At 71.0% G+C, this 23877-nt stretch carries 20 protein-coding genes and 2 pseudogenes; 12 read left to right on the top strand and 10 right to left on the bottom strand.

Annotated elements, in window-relative coordinates:
- Nucleotides 1-32: 32 nt before the first annotated feature.
- Nucleotides 33-1277: a WD40 repeat domain-containing protein gene (locus ACH4U7_RS45720; RefSeq protein ID WP_398533685.1), complete on the bottom strand. Its 1245-nt coding sequence runs from the start codon at nt 1275-1277 to the stop codon at nt 33-35.
- A gap of 5 nt (nt 1278-1282) precedes the next feature.
- Here ACH4U7_RS45720 and ACH4U7_RS45715 point away from each other — a divergent pair.
- A pseudogene (locus tag ACH4U7_RS45715) lies at nt 1283-1468 on the top strand (hypothetical protein); the annotation flags it as partial.
- A 206-nt stretch (nt 1469-1674) separates the two neighbouring features.
- A pseudogene (locus ACH4U7_RS45710) lies at nt 1675-2094 on the top strand (RNA-guided endonuclease TnpB family protein); the annotation flags it as partial.
- 106 nt (nt 2095-2200) lie between these two features.
- Here the strand turns inward: ACH4U7_RS45710 and ACH4U7_RS45705 are convergent.
- On the bottom strand, nt 2201-2848 hold the full coding sequence (locus tag ACH4U7_RS45705) for a hypothetical protein (protein WP_398533684.1): 648 nt from the start codon (nt 2846-2848) through the stop codon (nt 2201-2203).
- 92 nt (nt 2849-2940) lie between these two features.
- Between ACH4U7_RS45705 and ACH4U7_RS45700 the strand changes: the two genes are divergently transcribed.
- The 4 genes from ACH4U7_RS45700 (at nt 2941) to ACH4U7_RS45685 (ending at nt 6691) form a co-directional block, all read left to right on the top strand.
- Complete coding sequence (locus tag ACH4U7_RS45700) at nt 2941-4644, top strand: isocitrate lyase/phosphoenolpyruvate mutase family protein (protein ID WP_398533683.1); 1704 nt, start codon at nt 2941-2943, stop codon at nt 4642-4644.
- A gap of 46 nt (nt 4645-4690) precedes the next feature.
- The gene (locus ACH4U7_RS45695) at nt 4691-5359 is read left to right on the top strand and encodes an alpha-ketoglutarate-dependent dioxygenase AlkB (RefSeq protein WP_398533682.1); all 669 of its coding nucleotides are present in this window, start codon (nt 4691-4693) and stop codon (nt 5357-5359) included.
- Between the two features lie 97 nt (nt 5360-5456).
- Nucleotides 5457-6086: an RNA polymerase sigma factor gene (locus tag ACH4U7_RS45690; protein ID WP_398533681.1), complete on the top strand. Its 630-nt coding sequence runs from the start codon at nt 5457-5459 to the stop codon at nt 6084-6086.
- Nucleotides 6083-6691 carry a hypothetical protein gene (locus tag ACH4U7_RS45685; protein ID WP_398533680.1) on the top strand — a complete coding sequence of 203 codons (609 nt, stop codon included), beginning with the start codon at nt 6083-6085 and terminating at the stop codon, nt 6689-6691. The genes ACH4U7_RS45690 and ACH4U7_RS45685 overlap by 4 nt, the downstream gene beginning before the upstream one ends.
- Before the next feature lie 15 nt (nt 6692-6706).
- On the opposite strand, the gene ACH4U7_RS45680 is transcribed toward ACH4U7_RS45685, so the two are convergent.
- From ACH4U7_RS45680 to ACH4U7_RS45670, 3 genes are all read right to left on the bottom strand, one after another.
- Nucleotides 6707-7612 carry a DNA-3-methyladenine glycosylase family protein gene (locus ACH4U7_RS45680; protein ID WP_398533679.1) on the bottom strand — a complete coding sequence of 302 codons (906 nt, stop codon included), beginning with the start codon at nt 7610-7612 and terminating at the stop codon, nt 6707-6709.
- Nucleotides 7613-7715: 103 nt separating this feature from the next.
- Nucleotides 7716-8816: a sugar phosphate nucleotidyltransferase gene (locus tag ACH4U7_RS45675; protein ID WP_398533678.1), complete on the bottom strand. Its 1101-nt coding sequence runs from the start codon at nt 8814-8816 to the stop codon at nt 7716-7718.
- A 140-nt stretch (nt 8817-8956) separates the two neighbouring features.
- Entirely contained in the window at nt 8957-10396 is a 1440-nt protein-coding gene (locus ACH4U7_RS45670) for an N-acetylmuramoyl-L-alanine amidase (RefSeq protein WP_398533677.1), read from the bottom strand.
- A 128-nt stretch (nt 10397-10524) separates the two neighbouring features.
- Here ACH4U7_RS45670 and ACH4U7_RS45665 point away from each other — a divergent pair, with 128 nt between their 5' ends.
- The 4 genes from ACH4U7_RS45665 (at nt 10525) to ACH4U7_RS45650 (ending at nt 16415) form a co-directional block, all read left to right on the top strand.
- Nucleotides 10525-11277 (top strand): TIGR03089 family protein, encoded by a 753-nt coding sequence (locus ACH4U7_RS45665; RefSeq protein ID WP_398533676.1) that lies wholly within the window; start codon nt 10525-10527, stop codon nt 11275-11277.
- Between the two features lie 185 nt (nt 11278-11462).
- Nucleotides 11463-12659 (top strand): LCP family protein, encoded by a 1197-nt coding sequence (locus tag ACH4U7_RS45660; protein WP_398533675.1) that lies wholly within the window; start codon nt 11463-11465, stop codon nt 12657-12659.
- 231 nt (nt 12660-12890) lie between these two features.
- Nucleotides 12891-14588 (top strand): LCP family protein, encoded by a 1698-nt coding sequence (locus ACH4U7_RS45655; RefSeq protein WP_398533674.1) that lies wholly within the window; start codon nt 12891-12893, stop codon nt 14586-14588.
- 48 nt (nt 14589-14636) lie between these two features.
- Complete coding sequence (locus ACH4U7_RS45650; RefSeq protein WP_398533673.1) at nt 14637-16415, top strand: LCP family protein; 1779 nt, start codon at nt 14637-14639, stop codon at nt 16413-16415.
- Nucleotides 16416-16498: 83 nt separating this feature from the next.
- Here ACH4U7_RS45650 and ACH4U7_RS45645 read toward each other — a convergent pair whose 3' ends face one another.
- Nucleotides 16499-17518, bottom strand: a complete 1020-nt coding sequence (locus ACH4U7_RS45645) for a glycosyltransferase family 2 protein (protein ID WP_398533672.1) — start codon at nt 17516-17518, stop codon at nt 16499-16501.
- A 251-nt stretch (nt 17519-17769) separates the two neighbouring features.
- Here ACH4U7_RS45645 and ACH4U7_RS45640 point away from each other — a divergent pair, with 251 nt between their 5' ends.
- A complete protein-coding gene (locus tag ACH4U7_RS45640; RefSeq protein ID WP_398533671.1) occupies nt 17770-19197 on the top strand; it encodes an LCP family protein in 1428 nt (475 codons plus the stop codon).
- On the opposite strand, the gene ACH4U7_RS45635 is transcribed toward ACH4U7_RS45640, so the two are convergent.
- Entirely contained in the window at nt 19169-19891 is a 723-nt protein-coding gene (locus tag ACH4U7_RS45635) for a hypothetical protein (RefSeq protein ID WP_398533670.1), read from the bottom strand. The two genes, ACH4U7_RS45640 and ACH4U7_RS45635, sit on opposite strands and share 29 nt — an antisense overlap.
- An 86-nt stretch (nt 19892-19977) precedes the next feature.
- A complete protein-coding gene (locus tag ACH4U7_RS45630; protein WP_398533669.1) occupies nt 19978-20529 on the bottom strand; it encodes an acyl-CoA thioesterase in 552 nt (183 codons plus the stop codon).
- A gap of 107 nt (nt 20530-20636) precedes the next feature.
- Here ACH4U7_RS45630 and ACH4U7_RS45625 point away from each other — a divergent pair, with 107 nt between their 5' ends.
- A complete protein-coding gene (locus tag ACH4U7_RS45625; protein WP_398533668.1) occupies nt 20637-21980 on the top strand; it encodes an LCP family protein in 1344 nt (447 codons plus the stop codon).
- Nucleotides 21981-22094: 114 nt separating this feature from the next.
- Here the strand turns inward: ACH4U7_RS45625 and ACH4U7_RS45620 are convergent, their stop codons facing one another.
- Both ACH4U7_RS45620 and ACH4U7_RS45615 read right to left on the bottom strand, forming a co-directional pair.
- The gene (locus tag ACH4U7_RS45620; RefSeq protein WP_398533667.1) at nt 22095-22829 is read right to left on the bottom strand and encodes an ABC transporter permease; all 735 of its coding nucleotides are present in this window, start codon (nt 22827-22829) and stop codon (nt 22095-22097) included.
- 55 nt (nt 22830-22884) lie between these two features.
- A complete protein-coding gene (locus ACH4U7_RS45615) occupies nt 22885-23799 on the bottom strand; it encodes an ABC transporter ATP-binding protein (RefSeq protein WP_398533666.1) in 915 nt (304 codons plus the stop codon).
- Nucleotides 23800-23877 lie beyond the last annotated feature (78 nt).

Genomic DNA, 23877 nt, shown 5'->3' with positions numbered 1-23877 from the left:
CTCCCCCCACCTGACGGACTCCTCCCGCCTGCTCAGAGTCTGCACACGATGATGCGGCCGGTGTCGCCGCCGGAGGCGACGAGCGAGCCGTCCGCGGAGAACCTGACCGTATAGGTGCGCCCAGTGCCGCGCCCTCCTGGGTGGCGTACGAAAGCGGGGTCGCTGTGGCGAGTGGCGGCATCGACGACGTCGGTGTCGCCCCGCCGGCCGATGGCCAAGGTGGCGCCGTCGGGCGAGTAGGCCCAGCCGTAGCAGGTGGCCCAGCGGTCGGTGAGGTGCGGGTTCGGGTGCGGGAAGTGCCAGACGAGTTCGCCGGCCTCCAGGGAGTACGCGCAGGGCCCCCCGGCGGACTCGGGGTTGGCGACCAGCAGCGTGTCGGCCGGGTCGAAGCCGATCGCATGGGGCTTGCGGTCCATCGGGATACGGCACAGGACCGCATCCCGGTCGATGTCCCAGATCTCGACCTCGGTGACCTCGGGGTCGTCCTCCTTGTACCGGGACCCCTTGGTGAAGCACAGCGCCATGAGCTTCCCGGACGGCGAAAGCGCGCCCGCCCAGCAGCGCATGGAGGGCCTTTCCGCGGACGTCGCGAACACCTCGTTCCATTCCTGGTCGAGTGCGTCGAGGATGCGTACGCGGTCGCCCGTGTCGAAGAGCAGCAGTCGTCGCCGGGCCGCGTCCCACGAAGGGCGGACGCGGAAGGGGTTGAAGTCGGCGTCCTGGAACTCCCGGTACTGGCCGAGAATCCGGGTCTGCCCGCTTGCCGGATCAAAGAGCCGCGTTTCCTCATTGAGCGCGTAGACGATGCGCTCACCGCCGGCGTCGAAGTGCACGGCGTGCACGAATGTCTGCCTCTTGCCCACTGGTTCGGCGTGGATCAGCCGGCGGTGTCCGGTAGCCACGTCGATCAGGTGGATCTCGGCGCCGTACGCGTCCTTGAGCATGGTGCCGACGACGATGGTCCGGCCGTCCGGAGACAGGTCGAACGCCTCCGCCCAGGACCGGTTGGGGACCTTGACGTCGAGCACGACGGCGCCGCGCGCCGCCTGGGTGGCGTCGGCGACGCAGGCGAAGCCCTCCCGCAGCTTCTTCCAGCGCAGCTCCTCGAACTCCCGCGCCGCCTCATGCTCGTTCGCGCACTCCGTCACGGTCTCCCGGGGCCGCCTTCCCTCAGTCCACGCCGAGCGGATCAGCCGGGGGCCCTCGACGGCGATCCGGTAGAACTTCACCTTCGCCGGGTCGGCCGACGACCTCATCGTTGCATCCAGGCTGGTCATGGCAGGTGAAGCTATACGGAAGGGCTGACACGGGCCCCGCCCGGGTTCGACCCGGGGTGAGCGCACTCGGCATGTCGGACGCGAGCCGGCAATGGGCGATCACCGCGCACGCTCTGGCCTTCGGCGGGCTGCTGCTGATCGGCGGCAGGGTCAGCGGTGCGCTCGGCCACCGGCGTACGTTCATCAAAGGCCCGCCGCCGGTACTTGGCGACAGGGACCAAATGGACATGCAGGTTGTAGACGACGTGACGTCCGGTGCGTACGTCAGGATTCGGCTTCCAGCGCCGCGGCGCGAGTCAAGCGGTATCGTAGTCGCGTGATCACGGAACGTGCATGTGAGAAGCGGCAGTTCGGGCATCGCGCCCGGCTGGCACTGCCGCCTCCACAGGTCCAGCTGATGGATGGTCAGGCGCACGCGGCCCGCACCCTGTGGAACCTGCTGCACGACTGGTGGACCATGTTGCCCAGGGACAAGCGTTCCCTCGCGGCGGCGGACGCGGCGATCCGCCAGGCCCGCAAGGAGATCGACTGGCTCGCAGGGCTGCCTGCCCAGGCCGCCCAGGCCGTGCTCAAGGCGTACGTGCAGGCGTGGAAGAACTGTTGGGAAGGCCGCGCCGGTGCCCCCGGGTTCAAAGCCCGCTTCCACACGGTGTTGTCCGTGGACATCCCTCAGGGCCGGGACCTGTGCATCACCCGGGTGCACCGCCGCTGGGGCATGGTCAACATCCCCAGAATCGGTCGGATCCGGTTCCGCTGGACCAAAGACCTGTCCGTGGGAAAGCGCGCCAACGCCGAGAACCGGATCACCGGTCCGAGGCGTCCGTGCACGGCTACACCACCGCCCTGGCGGTCGGCTTCGGCATCCTCCTCGCCGCCGTATGCGTCACGGCACCGCTGGTCCGGAAACCACGACGGTCATAAGTTCAGCCCACGGTCCAGAACACGAGCGTGTCCATGGTGTGGCCGTACTCCAGGGAGCTCTGCCACTCCTCGTGCTCCACATTGAGTTTGTCGATGAGGAGTTCGGCGTGGCGGGTGAAGTCGTCGTCCATGCGGTCGAGTACGGCCGTGTACGCGTCGGCGACGGGCTTGGCCTTGGAGAGCGGGAGGTAGCCGATGGCCGGGTAGCCGTCCATGGGGCTCGGGATGTGGAACGGGAGCAGGTCGGCGAAGTCCGCGAACAGGAAACTGCACGGCAGCAGGTCGGCGGGGACCCCCAGCGCACGGAGCTCCTTGTCCATGAGGCCGAAGAAGGTGGACGGTTTGGAATACACGCCCACGTCGATGGGGTCGGATCCGGTGCACCCGATGACGGCCAGCAGCGCGGAGTAGTACGCGTTGCCGACGCACTCGCCCTCCGCGTCGGCCCGGCCCCTGATGAGGTGTTCCAGGGCCTCGGGGACGGTGAGGCCCCAGTCGGGGCCGTGGCGGTCGAGCACGTTCTGGTCGGCCCGCGCCCGCTCTCGCATCTTGCCGAGGATCTCCTCCTGCAGAGCGGTGAGCTCGCCGCCCCGCAGATAGGCGAGAGCCTTGCTCAGGGTGACCGTCTTCATCGTGATCACTTTGCTCATGCGGACATGTTCGCAAGCCCTGCCGACACAGCCGTCGCCGGGCGGCGAACGGTTCGAGCGGCGCCGAAGTGTTCCGCCCCTAGCGTCGGGCCATGACGCACAGGACGCACACGACGCATGAGTTCAACCGCATCGCGGACGTACGGGCGGCGCTCGCCGACCCGGCGCTCGTCCCGGAACTGCCCACATCGGAGGGGGCTTCGGACGGGGGTCCGGTCGGGGCGAGCGTCGCCTGGCTGCGTGCCGCCGTGGCCCGGTTCAGCTCCGGTGAGGCGCATCGGCGGCGGCGGGCTCTGGTGGAGGCCGAACTGGCCCGGCTGGAGCCCGCCGCACTGTGGCGGGCGGCGGCGACCGGGCCCAAGGAGGAGCTCCGGGTGCGGGTGGTGCGTGCCCTCGCCGAAGCCCTGGGGATGCCGGAGCCCGGGGCGGTCGCGGAGGCGGTGACCGTGGTGGCCGGGGCCTACTTCGGGGGTACGGACCCGGCCGCGGACGAGGCGGTGGCCCGGCTGGTGGCACGGCTGGCGCCGGCCGGTGCCGATGAGGCCGCTCTGGAGGCCGTCGCCAACCGCATCGGGCTGCTGGTGCAGGCATGCGATGCGACGGCCACGCTGGTGGAGTCCTGCGCGGGGGCTGCGCTGGTGGAGTCCTGCGCGGGGGCTGCGCTGGTGGAGTCCGCGGCGGGCAGCGACGTACCGCCAGCTGCGGGGGCCGCGCCGGTGAAGGCCGCGGCGGGCAGCGACGTACCACCTGCCGCAGGCGACACACCGACGGACGCCGCGACCAGCCCCGACGTACCGCCGGCCCGGGTGCTCCGGGAGGATCCGCCGGTACGGACCATGCGCCGGATCGCCGCCCGCGCCACCCGGGTCGGCGGCCGGGAGATCGCCGAGGGCGATGTGGTGCTGCTTGACCTCGCGACCGCCCAGCGCGCGCACCCCGTACCCCTGGCCTTCGGCGCACCGCCGCGAGTCTGCCCGGGCCGGGCCCACGCCCTCGCCCTGGCCGACGGACTGCTCCAGCGCCCGCTGACGGCCTTCGCCCGGCTGCACCACCAGGCCGCCACCCCGCTGCTGCTGCCCAACGCCTGGGACTACGCCTCCGCCGCCGCCCTGGCGGCACAGGGCTTCCCGGCGATCGGCACCACGAGCCTGGGCGTGGCCGCGGCCGCCGGTCTGCCGGACGGGGCGGCCGCGACCGCGGACGCGACCTTGGCCCTGGCCCGCAGCCTCGGCCGGGGGTCCTTCCTGTTCACCGTCGACGCCGAAGGGGGCTTCAGCGACGACGTGGAGGAAGTGGCCGCGCTGGCCCGCCAGCTGTACGAGGCGGGCGCCGCGGGGATCAACCTGGAAGACGGCCGGCCGGACGGCACCCTCGCCCCCGTGGAGTTGCACGCCGCGAAGATCGCCGCGGTCAAGGCCGCCGTACCCGCGCTGTTCGTGAACGCCCGCACCGACACCCACTGGCTCGGACGCCAGAGGGAGGAGACCGCGGCGCGCCTCGCACGCTACGAACAGTCGGGGGCGGACGGGGTGTTCGTACCGGGGCTGTCGGATCCGGACGGGATCGCCGCGCTGACGGCGGCTCTCCTCGTCCCGCTGAACATCCTGTACACGCCGACCGGGCCCACGCTCGCCGAACTGGCCGCGCTGGGCGTACGCAGGGTCAGCCTCGGCTCGCTGCTCTACCGCAGGGCCCTGGCCGCGGCCGTGACCGCCGCGACCGCCGTCCGCGACGGCCGGCCGACGGACCTCACGGCGCCCTCCTACGCGGAGGTACAGGCACTGGCGGAGCCCTGATGTCGCCGTGAATCCGCCGTCCCCGGCGGATGGTTACTGTGCTGGCATGTCCGAGACCTCTGGCCAACTCTCGTTCGACACCGACACCGACACCGACACCGACACCCAGCAGCCGCCTTCAGTGCCGTCCGCCGCCGCGGTGCCCGGGCTGCGCTACATCGCCGACTGGCTCGCCCCCGATGCCGGTGCGGCCCTGCTCGCGGGGATCGATGCGGCGTCGTGGTCGGCGCAGCTGAAGCGGCGCGTACAGCACTACGGCCATCGGTACGACTACGGCCGCCGCGCCGTGGCCACCGTGGCCGCCGATGCGTCGCAGCCGACCGCGCCGCCGCTTCCGGTGTGGGCGCGGGAGCTGGCCGCCCGGCTGGTGGACGAGGGGTTGCTGGACCGGGAGGCGGACCAGGTGATCGTCAACGAGTACCGGCCGGGGCAGGGGATCAGCGCCCATGTCGACTGCGTGCCGTGCTTCGGGCCGGTCGTCGCCGCGATATCTCTGGGCTCCAGCTGTCTGATGGACTTCACCGACCCCGACGACGGCACCGAGCTGGCGGTGCCGCTGGCGCCGGGCAGCCTGCTGGTCATGGCCGGCCCGGCCCGATACGCCTGGCGGCATGCCATCGCCGCGCGCAAGAGCGACCCTGGGGCGGCCGGACGGATCCCCCGTGGACGCCGGGTATCGGTGACGTTCCGCACGGTCCTGCACACAAGTCGATAACCCGGCAGCAACTCCGGCGGCGGCCACCGATGTAACGGTTGGCCGCCGCCGCGCCAAGTAGCGGGTGAAGGGACCACCGACCACGTTGGAGGAACGGGTGCCCTTGATACCCGAACGGGCCGCCGTGCCCGAACGACATGCGAGCCGGGCCGCGCCGCCCCGGTCGGACGCCGCCGGATTCGCGGTGTTCTACGAAGAGAACTTCGACGCCGTCCTCGGCTTTGTGACCCGGCGCACGACCTGCCCGCAGCTGGCCGCTGACCTCACCGCCGACATCTTCGTCGCCGCGCTGGAGGCCGCGGGCCAGTACGACCCGAAACGCGGGGCGCCCGCCGCCTGGCTGTACGGCATCGCGCGCAACGTCCTGGCCGCCCACTACCGGGGCAGCGCCCGCGAGCAGCAGGTGATGGCCCGGCTGAACGGGCGTCGGCTGCTGGACGACGAGGACATCGCCGCGTTGGAGGAGCGGATCGACGCGGAGCGGGAGGCGCGCGAACTGGTCGAGCGGCACCGCGCGCTGAGCGAGCCGCTGCGCGAAGTCCTCGATCTGGTGGCCGTCGACGGCCTCACCCCGCGCGAGGCCGCGCAGGCGCTCGGGCTCAACCAGGCGACCGTGCGGGTCCGCCTGCACCGCGCGAAGCGCGCGCTGCGCGCCGGACGGCCGCCCATCACCGAGAACACCGAACACACCGAACGTGCGGAACACACCCTGGAGGTTGTCTCATGAGCGCGCCCACCCAGTTCAAGCAGCGCCTGGCGGCGGAGCTGTCGGCCATGGCCACCGCCCCGGCTCCCGCCCCGGCTCCCGCTCCGGCCACCCGGGCCCCGGCCCGCCGTCTTCGCCTCCCGCTCGCGGTCGCGACGGTGGCGACGGCCGCCGCGGCGGCGGTGGTCGTGCCGACGCTGACCGGCTCGGGCGGCTCGCCCGCGTACGCCGTGACCAAGAAGGACGACGGCTCCCTGATCCTGCACCTGAACCGCCCCGAGGGCCTGCCCGGCCTCCAGCAGCAACTGAAGAAGATGGGCGTACGGGCGGCTGCCCTGGAGGGGGACGAGAACTGCCCCACGGGCGCGCCGCCCCATGCTCCCTGGGCCACCGCGGGCTACGCGCTGACGTTCCCGTCCGACCCCGGGAAGGCCGTCATCCACCCGGACCTGATCCCGGACGACACCGTCCGGTCGGACGGCCGGCGGGTCGCCGGGGCGACGCTGCTCATCGTGGCGGAGTTCGGCAAGGACAACGCGACCAAGTCGGTGTCGTTCCGGCTGGTGTCGCAGGTCCCGAAGTGCAGCGTGCCGGGGATCGGCGGCGGTCCCGACGCGCACGCCTGACCCGTAGGCGCGAGCTCAGATCGCCCGGAAGTCCCGGACCGAGAAGCGCGGGGCGCGGCGGGGCGGGACGCGGCCGGAGAGGAGGATCAGACGGGCAGCGCGGTGGCGCTGGCCGGCGTAGGGGGCCAGCAGCCGCAGCATCGCCGCGTCGTCGGTGCCGCGCTCGCCGGTGAGGGCATAGCCGATGATCTTCGGCAGGTGCAGATCGCCGACCGTGATCGCGTCCGGGGTGCCGTTGCTGCGCTGCAGCGTCTCGGCCGCCGTCCACGGGCCGATGCCCGGGATGGCCTGGAGCCGGGCCGAGGCCGCGGCGAGATCCATGGCCGCGGCCTCCTCCAGCCGCCGGGCGGCCCGTACGGCCCGCAGGATGGTCGACGAGCGCTTGGCGTCGACCCCGGCCCGGTGCCACTCCCACGACGGGATCAGCGCCCAGGCGCGCGGCTCCGGCATGACCCGCAGCCGCTCGGCGGGGCCGGGCGCGGGCTCGCCGTGGCGCTGCAGCAGCAGCCGCCAGCCCCGGTACGCCTCATCGCTGGTGACCTTCTGCTCCAGGATCGAGGGGATCAGCGACTCCAGGACGAGCCCGGTGCGGATCAGTCTGAGGCCCGGGTGGCGGCGGTGTGCCTGGTGCACCAGGCGGTGGCGTGGGGTGAAGGCGGCGGGGTCGTCCTCGGCGCCGAGCAGGGCGGGCAGATGTTCCAGCAGCCAGTCCGCGCCCGGCCCCCACGCCTGCGCCTCGACCGCCTCGCCCCGGCGTACGAGGCGTATCGTCCCCGCGCCCTGAGGGGTGCGGCTGGCCCGCCAGACGGCGCCGTCGGCGGACACCTGGAACGCCGGGTCCCCCGGCCCCCGCCGCAGCACGCTCAGGTTGCGCGCGAGGTCGTACGGACCGGAGGGGGTCCAACTGCGGTGGGCGGGCACACCGCCAGCCTACGGCGCGCCCCCGACACACCCGCACAAGCCCTCACCGGACCTCGCTGGACCTCGCTGGACCTCACTGGACCTCACTGGACCTCACTGGACCTCACTGGTCCGACGAGAAGCGCACCGCCCCCGCCGGGATGTCCGCCCCGCACCACACCCGCACCCCGTCCCGCAGCTCGTTGTCCGACCCCACCAGCGCACCGTCCCCGACCACCGCGCCCTGGAGCACCGTACGGGCCCCGATCCGGGCCCGTGCGCCGATGAGGGAGTCGCGGACCTGCGCGCCCTCCTCCACCACCGCGCCGGCCAGCACGGTGGAGCCGTCGATGCTGGCGCCCGCGCCCACCCGGGCCGCGGGGCCGATGACGGTGCCGCCGGTGAGCTTGGCGTCGCGCGCCACCTGCGCGCCGTCCAGGATCAGCCGGTCGCCGCAGCGGCCGGGCACCGCCGGGGAGGGCGCGCGGCCCAGCACCAGGTCGGCGGAGCCGCGGACGAAGGCCTGCGGGGTGCCGAGGTCGAGCCAGTACGTGGAGTCGACCATGCCCTGGAGGTGGGCGCCCGCGGCCAGCAGTCCGGGGAAGGTCTCGCGTTCGACGGAGACGGGGCGGCCGGTCGGGATGGCGTCGATCACCGAGCGGTTGAAGACGTAGGCGCCCGCGTTTATCTGGTCGGTGACGATCTCCTCGGCGGTCTGCGGCTTTTCGAGGAAGGCGGTGACGCGCCCGGTGGCGTCGGTCGGCACCAGCCCGTACGCGCGCGGGTCGGTGACGCGGGTGAGGTGCAGGGAGACATCGGCGCCGGTGGTGCGGTGGATGTCGATGAGGGCGCGTATGTCGAGCCCGGTGAGGATGTCGCCGTTGAAGACGAGCACCGGGTCGTCCGGGCCCGAGCGCAGCCGGGAGGCGACGTTGCGGATGGCGCCGCCGGTGCCCAGCGGCTCCTGCTCCGTCACGTATTCCAGGTGCAGGCCGAGTGACGAGCCGTCACCGAAGTACGGCTCGAACACCTCGGCCAGGTACGACGTGGCGAGCACGATGTGCTCGACCCCGGCCGCGCGGGCGCGCGCCAGCTGGTGGGTGAGGAACGGGACGCCGGCCGCCGGGACCATCGGCTTGGGGGTGTTCACCGTCATCGGCCGCAGCCGGGTGCCCTTGCCGCCGACCAGGAGGATCGCTTCTGGCGTCGCTGGCGCTGTGGTCACGTATCGTCTCTGCTTCCTGCTGGGGCCCGCCGGGTCGGCGGCCAGTGTATGCAGACCCCGAGTACCCGGCCCGCGCCTGGTCAGCGGCCCTGCGGTCGGCGACCCCGAGGTCGCTGACCCCGCGGTCGCCGACCACGCGGTCAGCGGCCCTGCAGCCGGGCGGCCGTGCTGCGCACGGTGCCGAGCTTGGCGTACAGGGCGTTGCCCGGGCACTCGGTGTTGTAGCCGTCGCGGTGTCCGGAGATGACGCGCAGCTTGGCCTTGGTGCCCTTCTTGAATCTGTTGCCGCCGGCGGACTTCAGATGGGTGGTGCCGCTCGGGTTCCGGCCGAACAGGCCGAGCTTCCAGGCGGTGAGCTTGGCCACGGCCTTGACGGCCTTGCTGGAGGGCTTCTTGGAGGAGTAGGTGCCGAGCACCGCGATGCCCATGCTGTTCGTGTTGAATCCGCGCGTGTGCGCGCCCTGAACCGCCTTGGCCACGCCCCCGGATCTGCCCTCGTAGATGTTTCCGCACTTGTCGACGGCGAAGTTGTAGCCGAAGTCACGCCACCCCAGGCTGCTGACGTGGTAGCGGTAGATGCTCCGCATCATGGACGGCGCCTGCGAGCAGCTGTACGCGTTGCCCGTCACGGTGTGGTGGACGAAGGCGGCCTTGACGGTCTTGGTGTAGCGGTGGCCCTTCTCACGCAGCTTCTCGTCGGCGCCCCAGCCGGCGCGGGTGACGATACGGGGCCGCGGCGCGGTGTACGGATGGGCCGAGCTGGTGTTCGGCGGCTCCTCGGGGAGCTCCAGCGGGGGCGCGGTGGAGGGTTCGGGGGTGAGCTCGGAGGGCTCCGGCTCCGGGGGCGCCGACGCGTCGTCCGGGTCGGCCTGCGGGGCCTCGGGCGACGCGGAGAGGTCCGCCGGGGGCTCCTCCATCCCGGTCTCGGAACTGGCCTCGGAGCTGGGGGCTGAGCCGGTCTCGGAGCCGGTCTCGGAGCTCGGCTCGGGACTCGGCTCGGCGCTGGGGTCGGTGGTCAGCGGCCGGGCGACCGTCGCGGGGCCACGGCCCGGGTCGACGAGCTCCAGGCGGAGCCCGGAGGGCAGGCCGGCCGGCTGGGCGGAGAGCACACCGGAGCCGCCACGGGGGCTGACCCGGGCCTGCACGCCGTTGGAGTCGCCGACCCACAGGGGCGTGGTGCCACCGCGCTGCCGGCTCTGGGCGCCCTCGGGCGAATCGGGGTCGGGGGCGTCGTCGTCGAGCGCTTCCAGGTCGCGCCAGGCCGACCACGCGCCGGTGGCCGCCTCGCGGGTGCGGACCTGCACCTGGCCGCCCAGCCGCGCGGAGGCGTCGTCCCAGACCACGCCGACGAGGGAGAAGGGCCGCACGCTCCGTGGCGCGACCCCCAGCGCGGCGCCGGAGGACATCGCCGCGCCCCGGTCGAGGCCGCCGCCGCCCAGCGGGAGCAGCGGCAGCGACTGGGTGCTGCCGTCGGCGGAGCCGACGCGGTCCGCGCGGGCGGGGGCCGGGTTGAGGGTGAGGGGGAGAGCGAGGGCGGCGGTGCACGCGACGCCGATCGAAGATGCCAGAAATGCACGCATGGAAAAAAGCTTGGACATAAAGCAACAAATCTGTCCATTCGAGAAGGCGTTGACCGGACCCGGAATCCGGCGTCCGCAGCCCCCCGCACCGCCCGTGGCGCGCCCCGGCGCCGCGTACCCTGGCGCCGATGAACGCTACCGATCACACCCCCGCCGACCTGCTGCGATCCGCGCTCGCCGCGGATCCGGCGCGTCCGCTTGTCACCTTCTACGACGACGCGACCGGCGAGCGCGTCGAACTGTCCGTGGCCACCTTCGCCAATTGGGTGGCGAAAACCGCGAATCTCCTCCAGGGCGACCTCGCCGCGGCGCCCGGCGACCGGCTGGCGCTGCTGCTGCCCGCCCACTGGCAGACCGCGGTGTGGCTGCTGGCCTGCTCCTCCGTGGGCGTGGTGGCCGAGGTGGGCGGCGATCCGGCCGCCGCGGACCTCGTGGTCAGCGGCCCCGACACGCTGGAGGCGGCGCGCGCCTGTTCCGGGGAACGGGTGGCGCTGGCGCTGCGCCCCCTGGGCGGGCGGTTCCCGCAGGCGCCGGAGGGCTTCACCGACTACGCCGTGGAGGTGCCCGGCCAGGGCGACCGCTTCGCGCCGTACGCACCGGTGGACCCGCACGCCCCCGCGCTCACCGTGGCCGGCCTCGAGCTGACGGCCGCGGAGCTGGTGGAGCGGGCGCGCGCCGACGCGGCCGAGCGGGAGCTCGGCCCCGGCTCCCGGATGCTGTCCGGGCTGCCGTACGACACCTGGGAGGGGCTGTCGTACGGGCTGTACGCGCCGCTGGCCACGGGCGGCTCTGTGGTGCTGTGCCGCCATCTGGACCGGCTGGACGAGGGCCGCCTCGCCGAGCGCCGGACCAGCGAGCGGGTCACCGCGACCGCGCCGTAGCGGCCCCGCGGAAGCGCCGTAGCGGCCACTTCCCGGAAAACCCCGCCGGCCCCTGACCCGTCCGGCGGACCCGTGGGCCGAGCCCACGGGCTCCGCCGCCCGCCCCGCGCGATGATCGACGCTACGTACAACCATGTGCGGGGTTCGCATGTCTGTTCCGGTAATCACGGCCCCGGCACGGGCCGATGCCGCTCCTCCCGGCCGAGGAGGTGGACGGGTGGGAGGACGCAGACGTGACGGCGGAGAGCACCGAAGACAGCGCCGAAGACAGCACCGAAGAGGCGCCGAAACGAAGACGCCGGGGCCGCTGGCTGCGTCTGTTCGCGCTGGCGGTGGCCCTGCTCGTGCTGTCCGGGGCCGGGGTGGGCTGGTGGCTCTACGAACGGCTCGACGGCAACATCAAGACGGACACCCGCACCGAGAACGAGCTGCGGAAGTTCGCGGCCGAGCGGCCGGTGGCGCTGGTCAGGGACGCACAGAACATCCTGCTCATCGGCTCCGACAACCGCGGCGGCAAGGGCAACGGCAAGTACGGCAAGGACACCGGTACCCAGCGCTCGGACACCACGATCCTGCTGCATCTGCAGGCCGGCGGGAAGAGCGCCACCGCCATCTCCATCCCGCGCGACCTGATGGTGGACATCCCCAGCTGCACCCAGGCGAACGGGAAGCGAGGCAAGGCGAAGTTCGCCCAATTCAACTGGGCGTTCGAATTCGGCGGGCCGGCCTGCACGATCCGCACCGTCGAAAAGCTCACCGGCATCCGGGTCGATCACCACATGATCGTGGATTTCAGCGGCTTCAAGAAGATGGTCAACGCCGTCGGCGGCGTCGAGGTGTGCCTGAAGGAGCCCATCGAGGACGACGAGGCGCATCTGCGGCTGCCCGAGGGCCGCCAGGTGCTCCACGGTGAGCAGGCCCTCGGCTATGTCCGGGCGCGTTACAGCATCGGTGACGGCAGCGACACCGAGCGTATCGGGCGGCAGCAGGAATTCCTCGGCGCGCTTGTGAAGAAGTTGCAGAGCAATGGTGTACTGCTCAATCCGACCCGGCTGTATCCGGTGCTCGACGCCGCGACGTCCTCACTGACCACGGATCCGGGCCTGAGCTCACTCAAGGACCTGTACGACCTGGTGCGCGGTATGCGGAACATCCCTCGGGAGAAGATCCGGTTCCTCACGATTCCGCGACAGCCCTACACCTACAACCGAAACCGCGATGAGCTGGTCCAGCCCGATGCCGACCGGCTGTTTCGGCAACTCCGCCTGGATCACCCGGTGCCGGTGGCCAAGACGGTCACCCACGCCTCCGGCGACGACCCCAAGAGCGGGACGTCCACACCGTACGAAGGAACCACCGCGGCACATGACATGTGCCAATAAAAGCTCCAAAAGGTACGCTCAACAGTTCCTCAAAGATCTCGAAAGGATTGGGCAGATTGCCCAGTTGTAGGGAAGTGGAATTTGTCACCGGCGTCGCTTGACGCTGAACTGGGCGGATAGTGTGAGCGATCCAGTGCGCTTACCAGGTGGCCGCGCACTACCTTTTAACGATCGACCGGTGCGCCTTGAGGGGGAGGCGCCGCGTGGCACCAACGGAGGACTCAGGGGACCGTGGACGCGCAAGGCCATGGGCAGGCGGACGATTTTGATCCCGCCGATCAGTGGGTGTTCGACCCGAACACCGGCAGCTATGAGCTGCGGCTGAATCCTGCCGGGGATTCAGCGGACATCACCCCCGAGGAACGGCCGGCCCCCAGACCCAGGAGCCGTCGCCGCGCCGAGCCCGAGCCGCCGTCGGCGACGCCGTCGCGCGGGCGGCGGAGGGCGGCGGGCAAGCCGGAGAAGCCGACGGGACCCACCAGCCGGCGTAAGCCGAAGCCGAAGAAGTCCAAGGCGAAGAAGGTGCTGTACTGGACCAGCGGCACCCTCGCCTTCATCCTGGTCGGCGGGTCCGTCGCGGCGTACCTCGTCTACCAGCACCTCAACAACAACATCAAGAAGTACGACGTCGGCGAGAACAACGCCGCGGTCAGCGACGGCCCGATGAACATCCTGGTCATCGGCACCGACAAACGCGACGGCAAGGGCAACGAGGGATACGGCGACGCGGGGAGCGTCGGCCACGCCGACACCACCCTCCTCTTCCATGTCTCCGCGGACCGGACGAACGCGACCGCGCTGTCCATTCCGCGCGACATGATCACCGACATCCCGCAGTGCACCACCAGGAAAGACGGCACCAAAGAGACCATCCGGGGCGAGGAGGGTGTGCGCTTCAACACCAGCCTCGGGCAGGAGGGGCGCGACCCCAGCTGCACCTGGGACACGGTCGAGAAGATCACCGGGCTGGAGATCAACCACTTCCTGATGGCGGACTTCAACGCCGTCAAGACGCTCTCCAGCGCCGTCGGCGGGGTCGAGGTCTGCCTGGGCAAGGACATCGACGACCCGAAGTCGCATCTCAAGCTGAGCAAGGGCCGGCACACCATCGAGGGCGAGCAGGCCCTGGCGTTCGTACGGACCCGGCACAGCGTCGGCTTCGAGAGCGACCTGGACCGGATCAAGCTCCAGCAGCAGTTCCTCAGCTCGATGATGCGCAAGATGAAGTCGAGCGGCACCCTGACCAGCCCCTCGAAGATGTGGAAGCTGGCCAACTCCGCCACCAAGGCACTCGCGGTGGACACCGGTATCGGCACCGTGAACAAGCTCAAGGACCTGGCGCTGAACCTCAGCAAGGTCGATCTGAAGAACGTCACCTTCGTCACCGTCCCGGTGGTCGACAACACCGACGGCGCGACGGTGAAACTCGACGAGGCCAAGGCGGAGCCGCTGTTCGCCATGGTCAGGCAGGATGTTTCGCTGACCGAGGTGAAGAAGAAGGAAAAGGCCGACAAGGCCAAGCAGGCCGCCAAGCTCAAGGGCCCCAAGGCCGACCCGGCGAACGTCCGGGTGAAGGTCCTCAACGGCAGCGGAAAGATGGGGGCGGCCCAGGAGACCGTCGACTGGATGCAGAACACCGAGGGGATGCTCCGCTCCAGCAACGGCGGAAACGCTTCGGCGAATCTGAAGAAGACGACGCTGGAGTACGCCCCGAACCAGGCCGACCAGGCGCGCCGGCTGGCCGACAGCATGGGGCTGCCCGGCTCCGCCCTCAAGGAGGGCACCAAGGACGCCGCCCCCATGGCGGAGATGACCCTCACACTCGGCGCCGACTTCAAGGGCGCCGGCACACCGATCACCGCTCCGGCAAAGGCGCCGAAGGACATTCAGAGAGTCGAGGCGGACGACAAGAGCGTCTGCGCGAAGTAATCACCGCCGGCCATCGGAGCACTCTCACCCATCGGGCCGGAACCATTGATGAACAGGGGAGGCCGGGTGCGGCAGAGCAGTGTGCGGGGGGAGGGCTCCCGTCGGCGGGTGCCCGAACCCCGTGACGGAGGCGGGGACCGCGCCCCGCGCGAGGAGGGCGGTGTCGGCGCGCCGCATGACGCCGAGCGCAGGGGCGGCGAGGCCAGAAGCCGCGAGGGTGCCGGAGCCGGGGACACCGCGAGTGCCGCCGGGGCGGGGGCCGGCGGCCGTGCGGAGTCCCGGCGCGCCGCCCGTGCCGATGGTGCGGGCGGCGGGCGCCGCCGCAAGGGCAAGGGGCCGCGCCGCAAGAGGAGCAGAGGTGTGCGAATACTTCGCTGGACCGCGCTGACCCTGGCCGTGCTGATAGTCGGCGCGGCCGGCGCGGGCTATCTCTACTACGAGCACCTGAACAACAACATCAGGAAGGCGGAGCTCGACCTCGGCGACAGCAAGCTCAGCAAACCCGAGCCGAACGCCGCGGGCCAGACCCCCCTGAACATCCTCCTGATCGGCCAGGACAGCCGTAACGACAAGGAGAACCTGAAGCTCGGCGGCGCCAAGCAGGACGTCGGCCGCAAGGGGCTCGCCGATGTGGAGATGCTGGTGCACGTCTCGGCCGACCGCAGCAACATGTCGGTGATCAGCATTCCGCGCGACACCCGGGTCACCATCCCCAAGTGCACCGACCCGGAGACCGACGAGGTCTACGAGAAGACGTTCGCGCCGATCAACGAGTCGCTCACGCACGGCGGACCCGGCTGCACGGTGGCCACCTGGAAGGAGCTCACCGGCATCTACATCGACCACTTCATGATGGTCGACTTCAAGGGCGTGGTGTCCATGGCGGACGCCATCGGCGGCGTCCCGGTGTGCGTGGACAAGAACATCTACTCCCACGACAGCCGCGGCCACGGCTCCGGTCTGCGGCTGACCAAGGGCACCCACCCGGTCAAGGGCGTCCAGGCCCTCCAGTGGCTGCGTACGCGGTACGGCTTCGAGGACAACACCGACATCGGCCGGGCCAAGGCCCAGCACATGTACATGACCTCCATGATCCGGCAGCTCAAGTCCGGCACCAAGCTCTCCGACCCGGGCAAGCTGATGGACCTGGCGGAGGCCGCGACCAGCGCGCTGACCGTCGACCACGGCCTTGGCACCGTCAAGAAGCTCTACGACCTGGGCAACGACCTCAAGCGGGTGCCGACCAAGCGGACCACGATGGTCACCATGCCGTGGGAGTACCGCAACGACGGCGAGTACGTGGTGCCCAAGCCCGGCGACGCCGAGAAGACCTTCTCGCTGATCCGCAACGACATCTCGCTGGACGGCAAGGACAAGAAGAAGAAGAAGGACAAGGTCCCGGCCCCCAGCGAGCCCAAGGGCGAGCTCGCGGTGGTCGTGCAGAACGGCACCGGCTCCACCGTCCTGGGGCCGGCCTCCGGCCGGGCCAACGCCATCACCGGCGAGCTGGTCCGGCTCGGCTACGCCAAGGCCACCGCCAACACCCAGCTGACCTCGCAGGCCGACACCACCATCAGCTACCCGGGCGAGGCCAAGCAGGGCGACGCGCTGGCCGTGGCCAAGGCGCTGGGGCTGCCGAAGAGCGCGGTCAAGGAGTCCCAGTCGGTCACCGATGTGACGCTGGTGGTCGGCAACGACTGGCGCGAGGGCGCGGCCTACCCGAAGACCGGGGACTCCGCCGACGACGACAAGGCGCCGAAGATCGACGACAAGATCAACGGCGAGGAGAAGAAGTGCATGAGCGTCAACGACGGCTACACGTTCTGAGCACGCGCCGCTGAGCAGGCCGAAGGGGCCGGATCCAGGTTCGCCTGGATCCGGCCCCTTCGGCGTACGCGTAACCGGGTGGGCTACTGGCTCGCCGTGACCGCCGGGCGGCGGCTGGCGATGACCTTCCTGGCCAGCGAGCGCGGGCTGGTGAGAAAGCCCCAGCCCCACGACATGTGCATGGTCGCCAGCGCCACCGGGATCCGCAGCCGGGCCTTCAGCGGCAGCCCCTTGCCGGCCGGGACGGAGCCCGCCGCGATGGCCGCCAGATAGCCGCCCGGCACCAGCAGCCCCCACGGGGTCAGCGCGGCACCGACCACGACGCCCGCCGCGATGGCGACGACGGCGGTCGGCGGCGCCAGATAGCGCAGATTGATCGAGCCCTGGTGGAAGCGGGCCACCACATGCCGCCAGCGGCCGTAGTTCTTGTACTGCTTGGCCAGCTCCCGTACGTTCGGGCGCGGCCGGTAGGAGACCTTGAGCTCGGGCGAGAACCAGATCAGCCCGCCCGCCTCGCGGATCCGGAAGTTCAGCTCCCAGTCCTGGGCCCGGATGAACTCCTCGTTGTAGCCGCCCTGCTGTTCCAGCACCTCACGGCGGAACACCCCGAGGTACACGGTCTCGGCCGGGGCCGCCTCGCCGCCGGTGTGGAAGGCGGCGTTGCCCACGCCGATCTTCGAGGTCATGGCGGCGGCGACGGCGCGCTCCCAGTCGTTCTCGCCCTCGGCGTGCATGATGCCGCCGACGTTCTGCGCGCCGGTCTCCTCCATGAGCCGCACCGCGGTCGCGATGTAGTTCGGCGACAGCATGCCGTGGCCGTCGACCCGCACCACCACCGGATGGCGGGACGCCTTGATCGCGGCGTTCAGGGCGGCGGGGGTACGGCCCGTGGGGTTGGGAACCGTATGCACCCGCGGATCCTCGCGCACCAGCTCGGCGGCGATCTCGTCGGTACGGTCCGTGGACGGGCCGAGGGCGATCACCACCTCCAGTTCCCCGGCGTACTCCTGCTCCAGGATGTGCCGGACGGAGTTGCGCAGATGACGTTCCTCATTGAGCACCGGCATGATCACGGAGACGGCCGGGAGCTGATGCGGGGGCATGGCACCTCGGGGGTCGGGGGGAGGTCCCCCAAAAGCTGTGGTTGTCGAATTTCGAGAGGCCACGTTACCGCGAATGGGGGACACCGGAGCGCGCCGCCCGGGTGGCAGCGGGCGGGGCGGGCGGCGTGGGGCCGCCGCTCCGCTCATCGTATGGCCCTACGGTGTCCGCGGTTGTGCCCCGCAGTCCCGCCAGGTCCGTCGCCTGCCCCGCAGACCCACCAGGCCCCTCGCCGTCACGGAGGTCCCCCGCAGTGAGTGCACCGGCCCGCCCGCCGCGCCCCCGGCAGCCCTCCCGGCCCCGCTGGGGCCTGCGGATCGCCTCGGGCGCCGCCGCCCTGGTGCTGCTCGCCGGCGGCGTGGGACATCTGCTGGTCACCGAGCTGGAGTCCGGTATCCACCGGGTCGACGCGTTCGGTGGCCTCGACGACCGGCCCATGGACAGCGACCGGGGCGTCAATATCCTGGTCGTCGGCACCGACGGCCGGGACAAGATCACCCGCGCGCAGAAGCGGCGCTACCGGCTGGGCGGCGCCCCCTGCCACTGCACCGACACCATCATGCTGGTGCATCTGTCCGCCGACCGGGACCGTGCCAGCGTGGTCAGCCTCCCCCGCGACTCGTACGCCCGGATCCCCGCGTACACCACACCGTCGGGGCGGGTGCGCCCGGCGCACCACCAGAAGCTCAACGCCGCCTATGCCGAGGGCGGCCCCAGCCTGACCGTACGCACCGTGGAGCATATGACCCGGGTGCACATCGACCACTACCTGGAAGTGGACTTCACCAGCTTCATGAAGACCGTGGACGTGGTGGGCGGGGTCACGGTCTGTACGACGCGGCCGCTCAAGGACCCCTACACCGGTCTGAACCTGCCGGCCGGCACCCATGCCCTGGACGGTGGCCAGGCGCTGCAGTACGTACGCTCCCGGCATCTCGACGGCGCCGCGGACCTGGGCCGGATCCGCCGCCAGCAGCGGTTCCTGGCCGCCGTCATCCACCAGGTGACCGGCAGCGGCACCCTGCTGAACCCGGTGAAGTTCGGCCGGGTCGCGGCCACCCTGTTCGGCTCGGTCCGCGCCGACCGCGGCTTCGGCGCGGCCGACATGGTCGCGCTGGGCCAGGCCATGCGCGGCTTCACCGTCGAGTCCTCGGAGTTCGTCTCGGTCCCGGTCCAGCTGCCCGGCACCCCGGTCAAGGGCCTCGGCTCGACGCTCCGCTGGGACCGGGTACGGGCCGCGCGCCTGTTCCAGGCCCTCCGCGAGGACCGCCCGCTCGCCGTCCACCGCCGCAAGCGGCTGCGGGCCACGCCGGTCGACGTGCCGCCCGCCCAGGTCCGCGTCCGGGTGTTCAACGGCACCAGCACCACGGGCCTGGCCCGGCGCACCCTCCGCACGCTGCGCACCCAGGGCTTCGCCACCACCGGGGCCCCGGCGGACGCCGCGTCCCCGGCGGTGCGGCGCACGCTGATCGAGTACGACCCGATCTGGAACCGCTCGGTGCGCACCCTGGCCGCCGCCCTGCCCGGCGCCCGGCTGAAGCCGGTGGCGCGGCAGGGGTCGGTGATGCGGGTCACGCTGGGCTCGGACTTCCGCGCGGTGCACCCGGTGCGGGCCGAGGACCCCTCGGCGGAGAAGGGCGCGGGCAAGGCGGTCAGCGGCGCCGAGGTCGCCTGCCTTTAGGGGTGCGCACGGTGCCGGTGTTGCGGACGGGGCGGGTGTCGCGGGGCCCCGCGGGCTGCGGCTCCCCCCGGGCGGCCGCACCGGCCCGCCGCCCGCCCACGTACAGCCCGATCAGGGCGGTCAGCAGGGCCAGGACCTGGGTGCACAGGCCCACCAGGGCCGTCGCGATCGCCGGCATATTGGCCTGGAGCGTCGTCCCGCCCTGCCCGCTGTCCTGTCGCGCCGCGGGCAGGGCCGCCGCACTGTGCAGCGCGGCGGGGCCGTGCAGGGCGGCGGGGCGCCACAGCGCCCTCGGCTGCCCGCCCTGCGGCTGCTGCTGGGGTTGCTGCTGGGGTTGCTGCTGGGGCTGGTCCGGTTTGGGTGGTTGCTGGGGCTGCGGCTGCTCGGGCTGGTTCGGTGACTCCTGGGGCCCCGGTGAGTTCGTGTCGGGCCCGCCGGTCGGAGGTGACGTCGGCGGTGAGGTCGGGCTGACGTCAGTGTCCGTCGGGGTCGGCGTGACCGGCGCCTGGCCCGGCGTGGTGGACCAGGTGGGGTTGGGTTCGGGGGTGACGGTGCGCACGGGCCTGACCGTCAGCGTGACGAGTCCGCCCGCGTTGATGACCGTTCCGCCGACCATCAGCCCGACGGCGACGAACAGCAGGGTGGCCGGGATGTGGATGACGGCCAGCGAACCGGCGCGGGGAAGGCGTGGCATGCGCCCACTGTACGAACCATGAGTAAACACACGATCACGCATCGTTGCGCCTGTCGGGGGCAACCCCGGGGCGGCCCCGCGGCGCCTCAGGCGTCCTCGATGCCCTCCGCGGCCCGCTGGGCGCGCAGCTCCTTGATCGCGCGGCGCCGGGCGAGCCGGTGCGTACGCCGGATCTGGGCCTCCTCGTAGCGCCGCTTGTCCCGCTCGGTCTCCGGTATGACCGGCGGTACGAGGCGCGGCTTGCCGTCGGCGTCGACGGCCGCGAAGACCAGATAGGCGCTGCCGACCTGGGTCGCGGGCGTGGACTCGTTCCACCGCTCGGCCATCACCCGCACCCCGATCTCCATCGAGGACCGCCCGGTCCAGTTCACCTGGGCCTTCACATGGACGAGGTCCCCGACCCTGACCGGCTCCAGAAAGGCCATCTCGTCCATCGAGGCCGTGACGGCGGGGCCCTCGGAGTGACGCCCGGCGACCGCTCCCGCCGCGTCATCGACCAATTTCATGATGACGCCGCCGTGCACGGTGCCGAGAAGATTGGTGTCACTGCCGGTCATGATGTGCGAGAGGGTGATGCGTGCGGCGGACGTGGGCTTACCCGGAATGTCTGACTCCGGATTCGAGGCCTGAATGGTCATGGCCTCAACCATATGCCGGGGGGATTCTTATCAGGTCTGCAACAGCCGTGCCCCGATCCGGCACCCGCCCTGTAAGGCGACCGACCCGGGAAGGCACACTTCCCTTCATGAATGATTGGCCCGACGGGTGGACGAGCGACCGCAGGGACCGGTACGGCAGCGGCAGCGGCAGCGCCGAACCGGAAGGCGCCCGCGCCATGCCGCAAGTGCGGCGCGCGGGCCAGGGCGTCGGAGGCCCGCCGCGGCACGCCGAGCCGCCACTCCCCCCTGATCTGTCGCCGCGCCGCACCGTCCCGCACCAGCAGCAAGCGTCCCAGGACGACTACGACGACTACGGCGGCCACGCCGACGACGGCTACAACACCGGCCAGGTCTACGGCCGCGGCGGCCCCGGCGACCCGGGCGGGCCCGGCGGACCGGGTGGACCGGGCGGCCACGGCGGCGCCCCGCGCGCGGCCCGGCCCAAGAACTGGAAGCGCCGGATAACCATCGGCCTGATCACCTTCCTCGTACTGCTGCTCGCGGTCGGCGTCGGCACGTACTTCTGGGCCGACTCCAAGCTCCGGCGCGAGGTGGACCTCAGCAAGGTCGAGGACCGGCCGGACGGCGGCAAGGGCACCAACTATCTGATCGTCGGCTCGGACAGCCGCGAGGGCCTGTCCGACGAGGAGAAGAAGAAGCTGCACACCGGCTCCGCCGACGGCCGCCGCACCGACTCGATCATCATCCTGCACGTCGGTGACAACGGAAACACCATGGTCAGCCTGCCCCGTGACTCCTGGGTCACCATCCCGGCCTTCACCGGCCCGGACACCGGCAAGCGGTACCAGAACTCGCAGAACAAGCTGAACGCCTCCTTCTCGATGGCCGGCCCCGAGCTGTTGGTCCGCACGGTCGAGTACAACACCGGCCTGCACATCGACCACTACGCGGAGATCGGCTTCGACGGCTTCGCCAAGATCGTCGACTCGGTCGGCGGCGTGGAGATCGACGTCCCGCAGGACATGAAGGAGAAGCACGCCGGCACCAACCTGAAGAAGGGCAAGCAGACGCTGAACGGCACGGAGGCGCTGGCCTTCGTCCGCCAGCGCTACGGCCTGGCCGGCGGCGACCTGGACCGCACCAGGAACCAGCAGAAGTTCCTGTCCGCGCTGGCCAACAAGGCCGCCACGCCGAGCACCATCCTCAACCCCTTCAAGCTCTACCCGACCATGGGCGCGGGCCTGGACTCGCTGATCGTGGACAAGGACATGAGCCTGTGGGACGTGAAGGACATGTTCTTCGCGATGAAGAGCGTCTCCGGCGGTGACGGCAAGCAGATGAACATGCCCGTCTCCAACCCCGGCCTGGCCACCTCCAAGGGCAGCGCGGTGCAGTGGGACATGCCGAAGGTCAAGCAGCTGGTGGAGGAGCTGAAGAACGACGAGAAGGTGACCGTCTCCACTAAGTGAGGCCACCGCGAGACCTCCGCGAAACGTAAACGGCTGCCGCACCTGATCCGGTGCGGCAGCCGTTCCGCATTTCTGGTACGCGGTACGGGGGTGCGCGGTACGGGGGTGCGTCGGCTAAGACTCCGCCGTCCCGCCGAATCCGGCTATCCGCTTACTGCTCAGCACCCACATCAGCAGCAGATAGCCGAGCAGCACACCGAAGTAGACGGCCGTCCTGCCGCCGACCGGGCCGAAGAACACCTGCCGGAGCAGCGAAGAGGCGTAGAAGGCGGGATTCGCCCAGCCGATCCAGACCATGAAGTCCGGCAGCAGATGGGCCGGGACGGCCACGGGCCCGAGCGAGACCATGGCCAGGACGGACAGCAGGCTCAGCGAACCGGCCTCCTCCGGGCCGTTCGCCCGGCTCCCGAGCCATGCGCCGTAGCCGACGAACGGCAGGACGACCGCGAGCAGCACCGGAACGGCCAGCGGCGACAGGCTGACGTTCAGCCCGAGGATCAGCACGCCGAACAGCGTGGTGCACACCAGCGCGGGCAGCGCCAGCAGGGTGAACGCGGCCGCCGTGGCGACGATGAGCGCCTGCGGGCGCACCGGCAGCGCGGCGTAGAAGGCGAATGCGTCATTGAACTTCATGAAGGCGAAGTTCGCGGCGACCTTGTTCTGCGTCTCGAAAAGCAGCGCCAGGGTCAGACTGCCGACGAATACCTGATGCACCGACTGGTCGCCCGATTCCTTGGCGAAAACCCCCATCGCGGCCAGGGTGAGGATGGGCGCCACCATACCGGTGATCACCATCCCCCGCCAGGACCATCGCCAGTTGGAGAGCTGCACCAGAAACAGGGTCCACACCGCGTGATGAAACGGCAGCGGCTTGCGCCCGATTCCCTCGCTTCTCTCAGTTTCCTCAATTTCCGTACTCAAAATACACCTCCTCCAGCGTCTTGGACTGCAGGCGGAATTCCAGGACTTCATCGAGATCGAGGTCGGCGGTCAGCCGCGCGACATCCGTACGGGAGACCTGCGCGACCACCTTGCCCCGGTGCCGGCTCTGCACCTGGAGGTAGTCGGGCAGTTCGGCGGCCATCCCCTCGCGCAGGGTCAGATACACGCTCAGCGTTTTGGCCAGCCCGCTCTTGAGTTCGGCCGGCCGCCCCACGGCCACCAGCCTGCCCTCGCGGAGGATGCCCACCCGCTCGATCACCTGCTCGGCCTCGAGCGCGTTGTGGGTGATCAGGACGATGGTCTGCCCTTGTTCATGGTTGAGTTCGCGCAGCAGGTCCCAGACCATGCGCCGGTGCGCCGGGTCCAGCTCGTTCGTCGGCTCGTCGAGGATCAGCACGGGCAGATCGGCCACCAGCGCCACCGCCAGCTGAAGCAGCCGCCGCTCCCCGCCGGACATCCGCCGGGCGGCCTTGTTCCGCATCGCCCCGATGTCCAGCCGCTCGATGAGCGCGTCCCGACGGCGCCTGGCCTCCCGCCGCCCGAGCCCCCTGAGATGCGCCGTGACATAGATCGCCTCGGCGACCGTCAGGCTGTTGAGGGCGAACGCGGTCTGGGGCATGTACGAGACCCGCATACTGGTGAAGACGGGGTCGGCGAGCACGTCCTCGCCATAGAGCCGGATGGCGCCCGAATTACTCTTGAGCAGTCCCACCATCTGTTTGATCAGGGTGGTTTTCCCGGCGCCATTGCTGCCGAGCATGCCGAAGAACTCGCCCTGTTCAATGGTGAACGAAATATCGTCGTTGGCCGCCCGGTCGGCACCGGCGAATCTCTTCGTAACGCCGCTGATTTGATAAACGATCTGACCGTTCCCCATCCCCGCTCCTCACCCCCATGGTGAAATCAGTCGGGATGCTAGCAGCCGTCGGACGGCCTGACCGGCTATCGCCGGGCG

Origin of the sequence: Streptomyces sp. NPDC020845, assembly GCF_044334165.1 — a bacterium.
Classification (GTDB): domain Bacteria; phylum Actinomycetota; class Actinomycetes; order Streptomycetales; family Streptomycetaceae; genus Streptomyces.
This window is presented reverse-complemented; position numbering and strand designations above follow the sequence as displayed.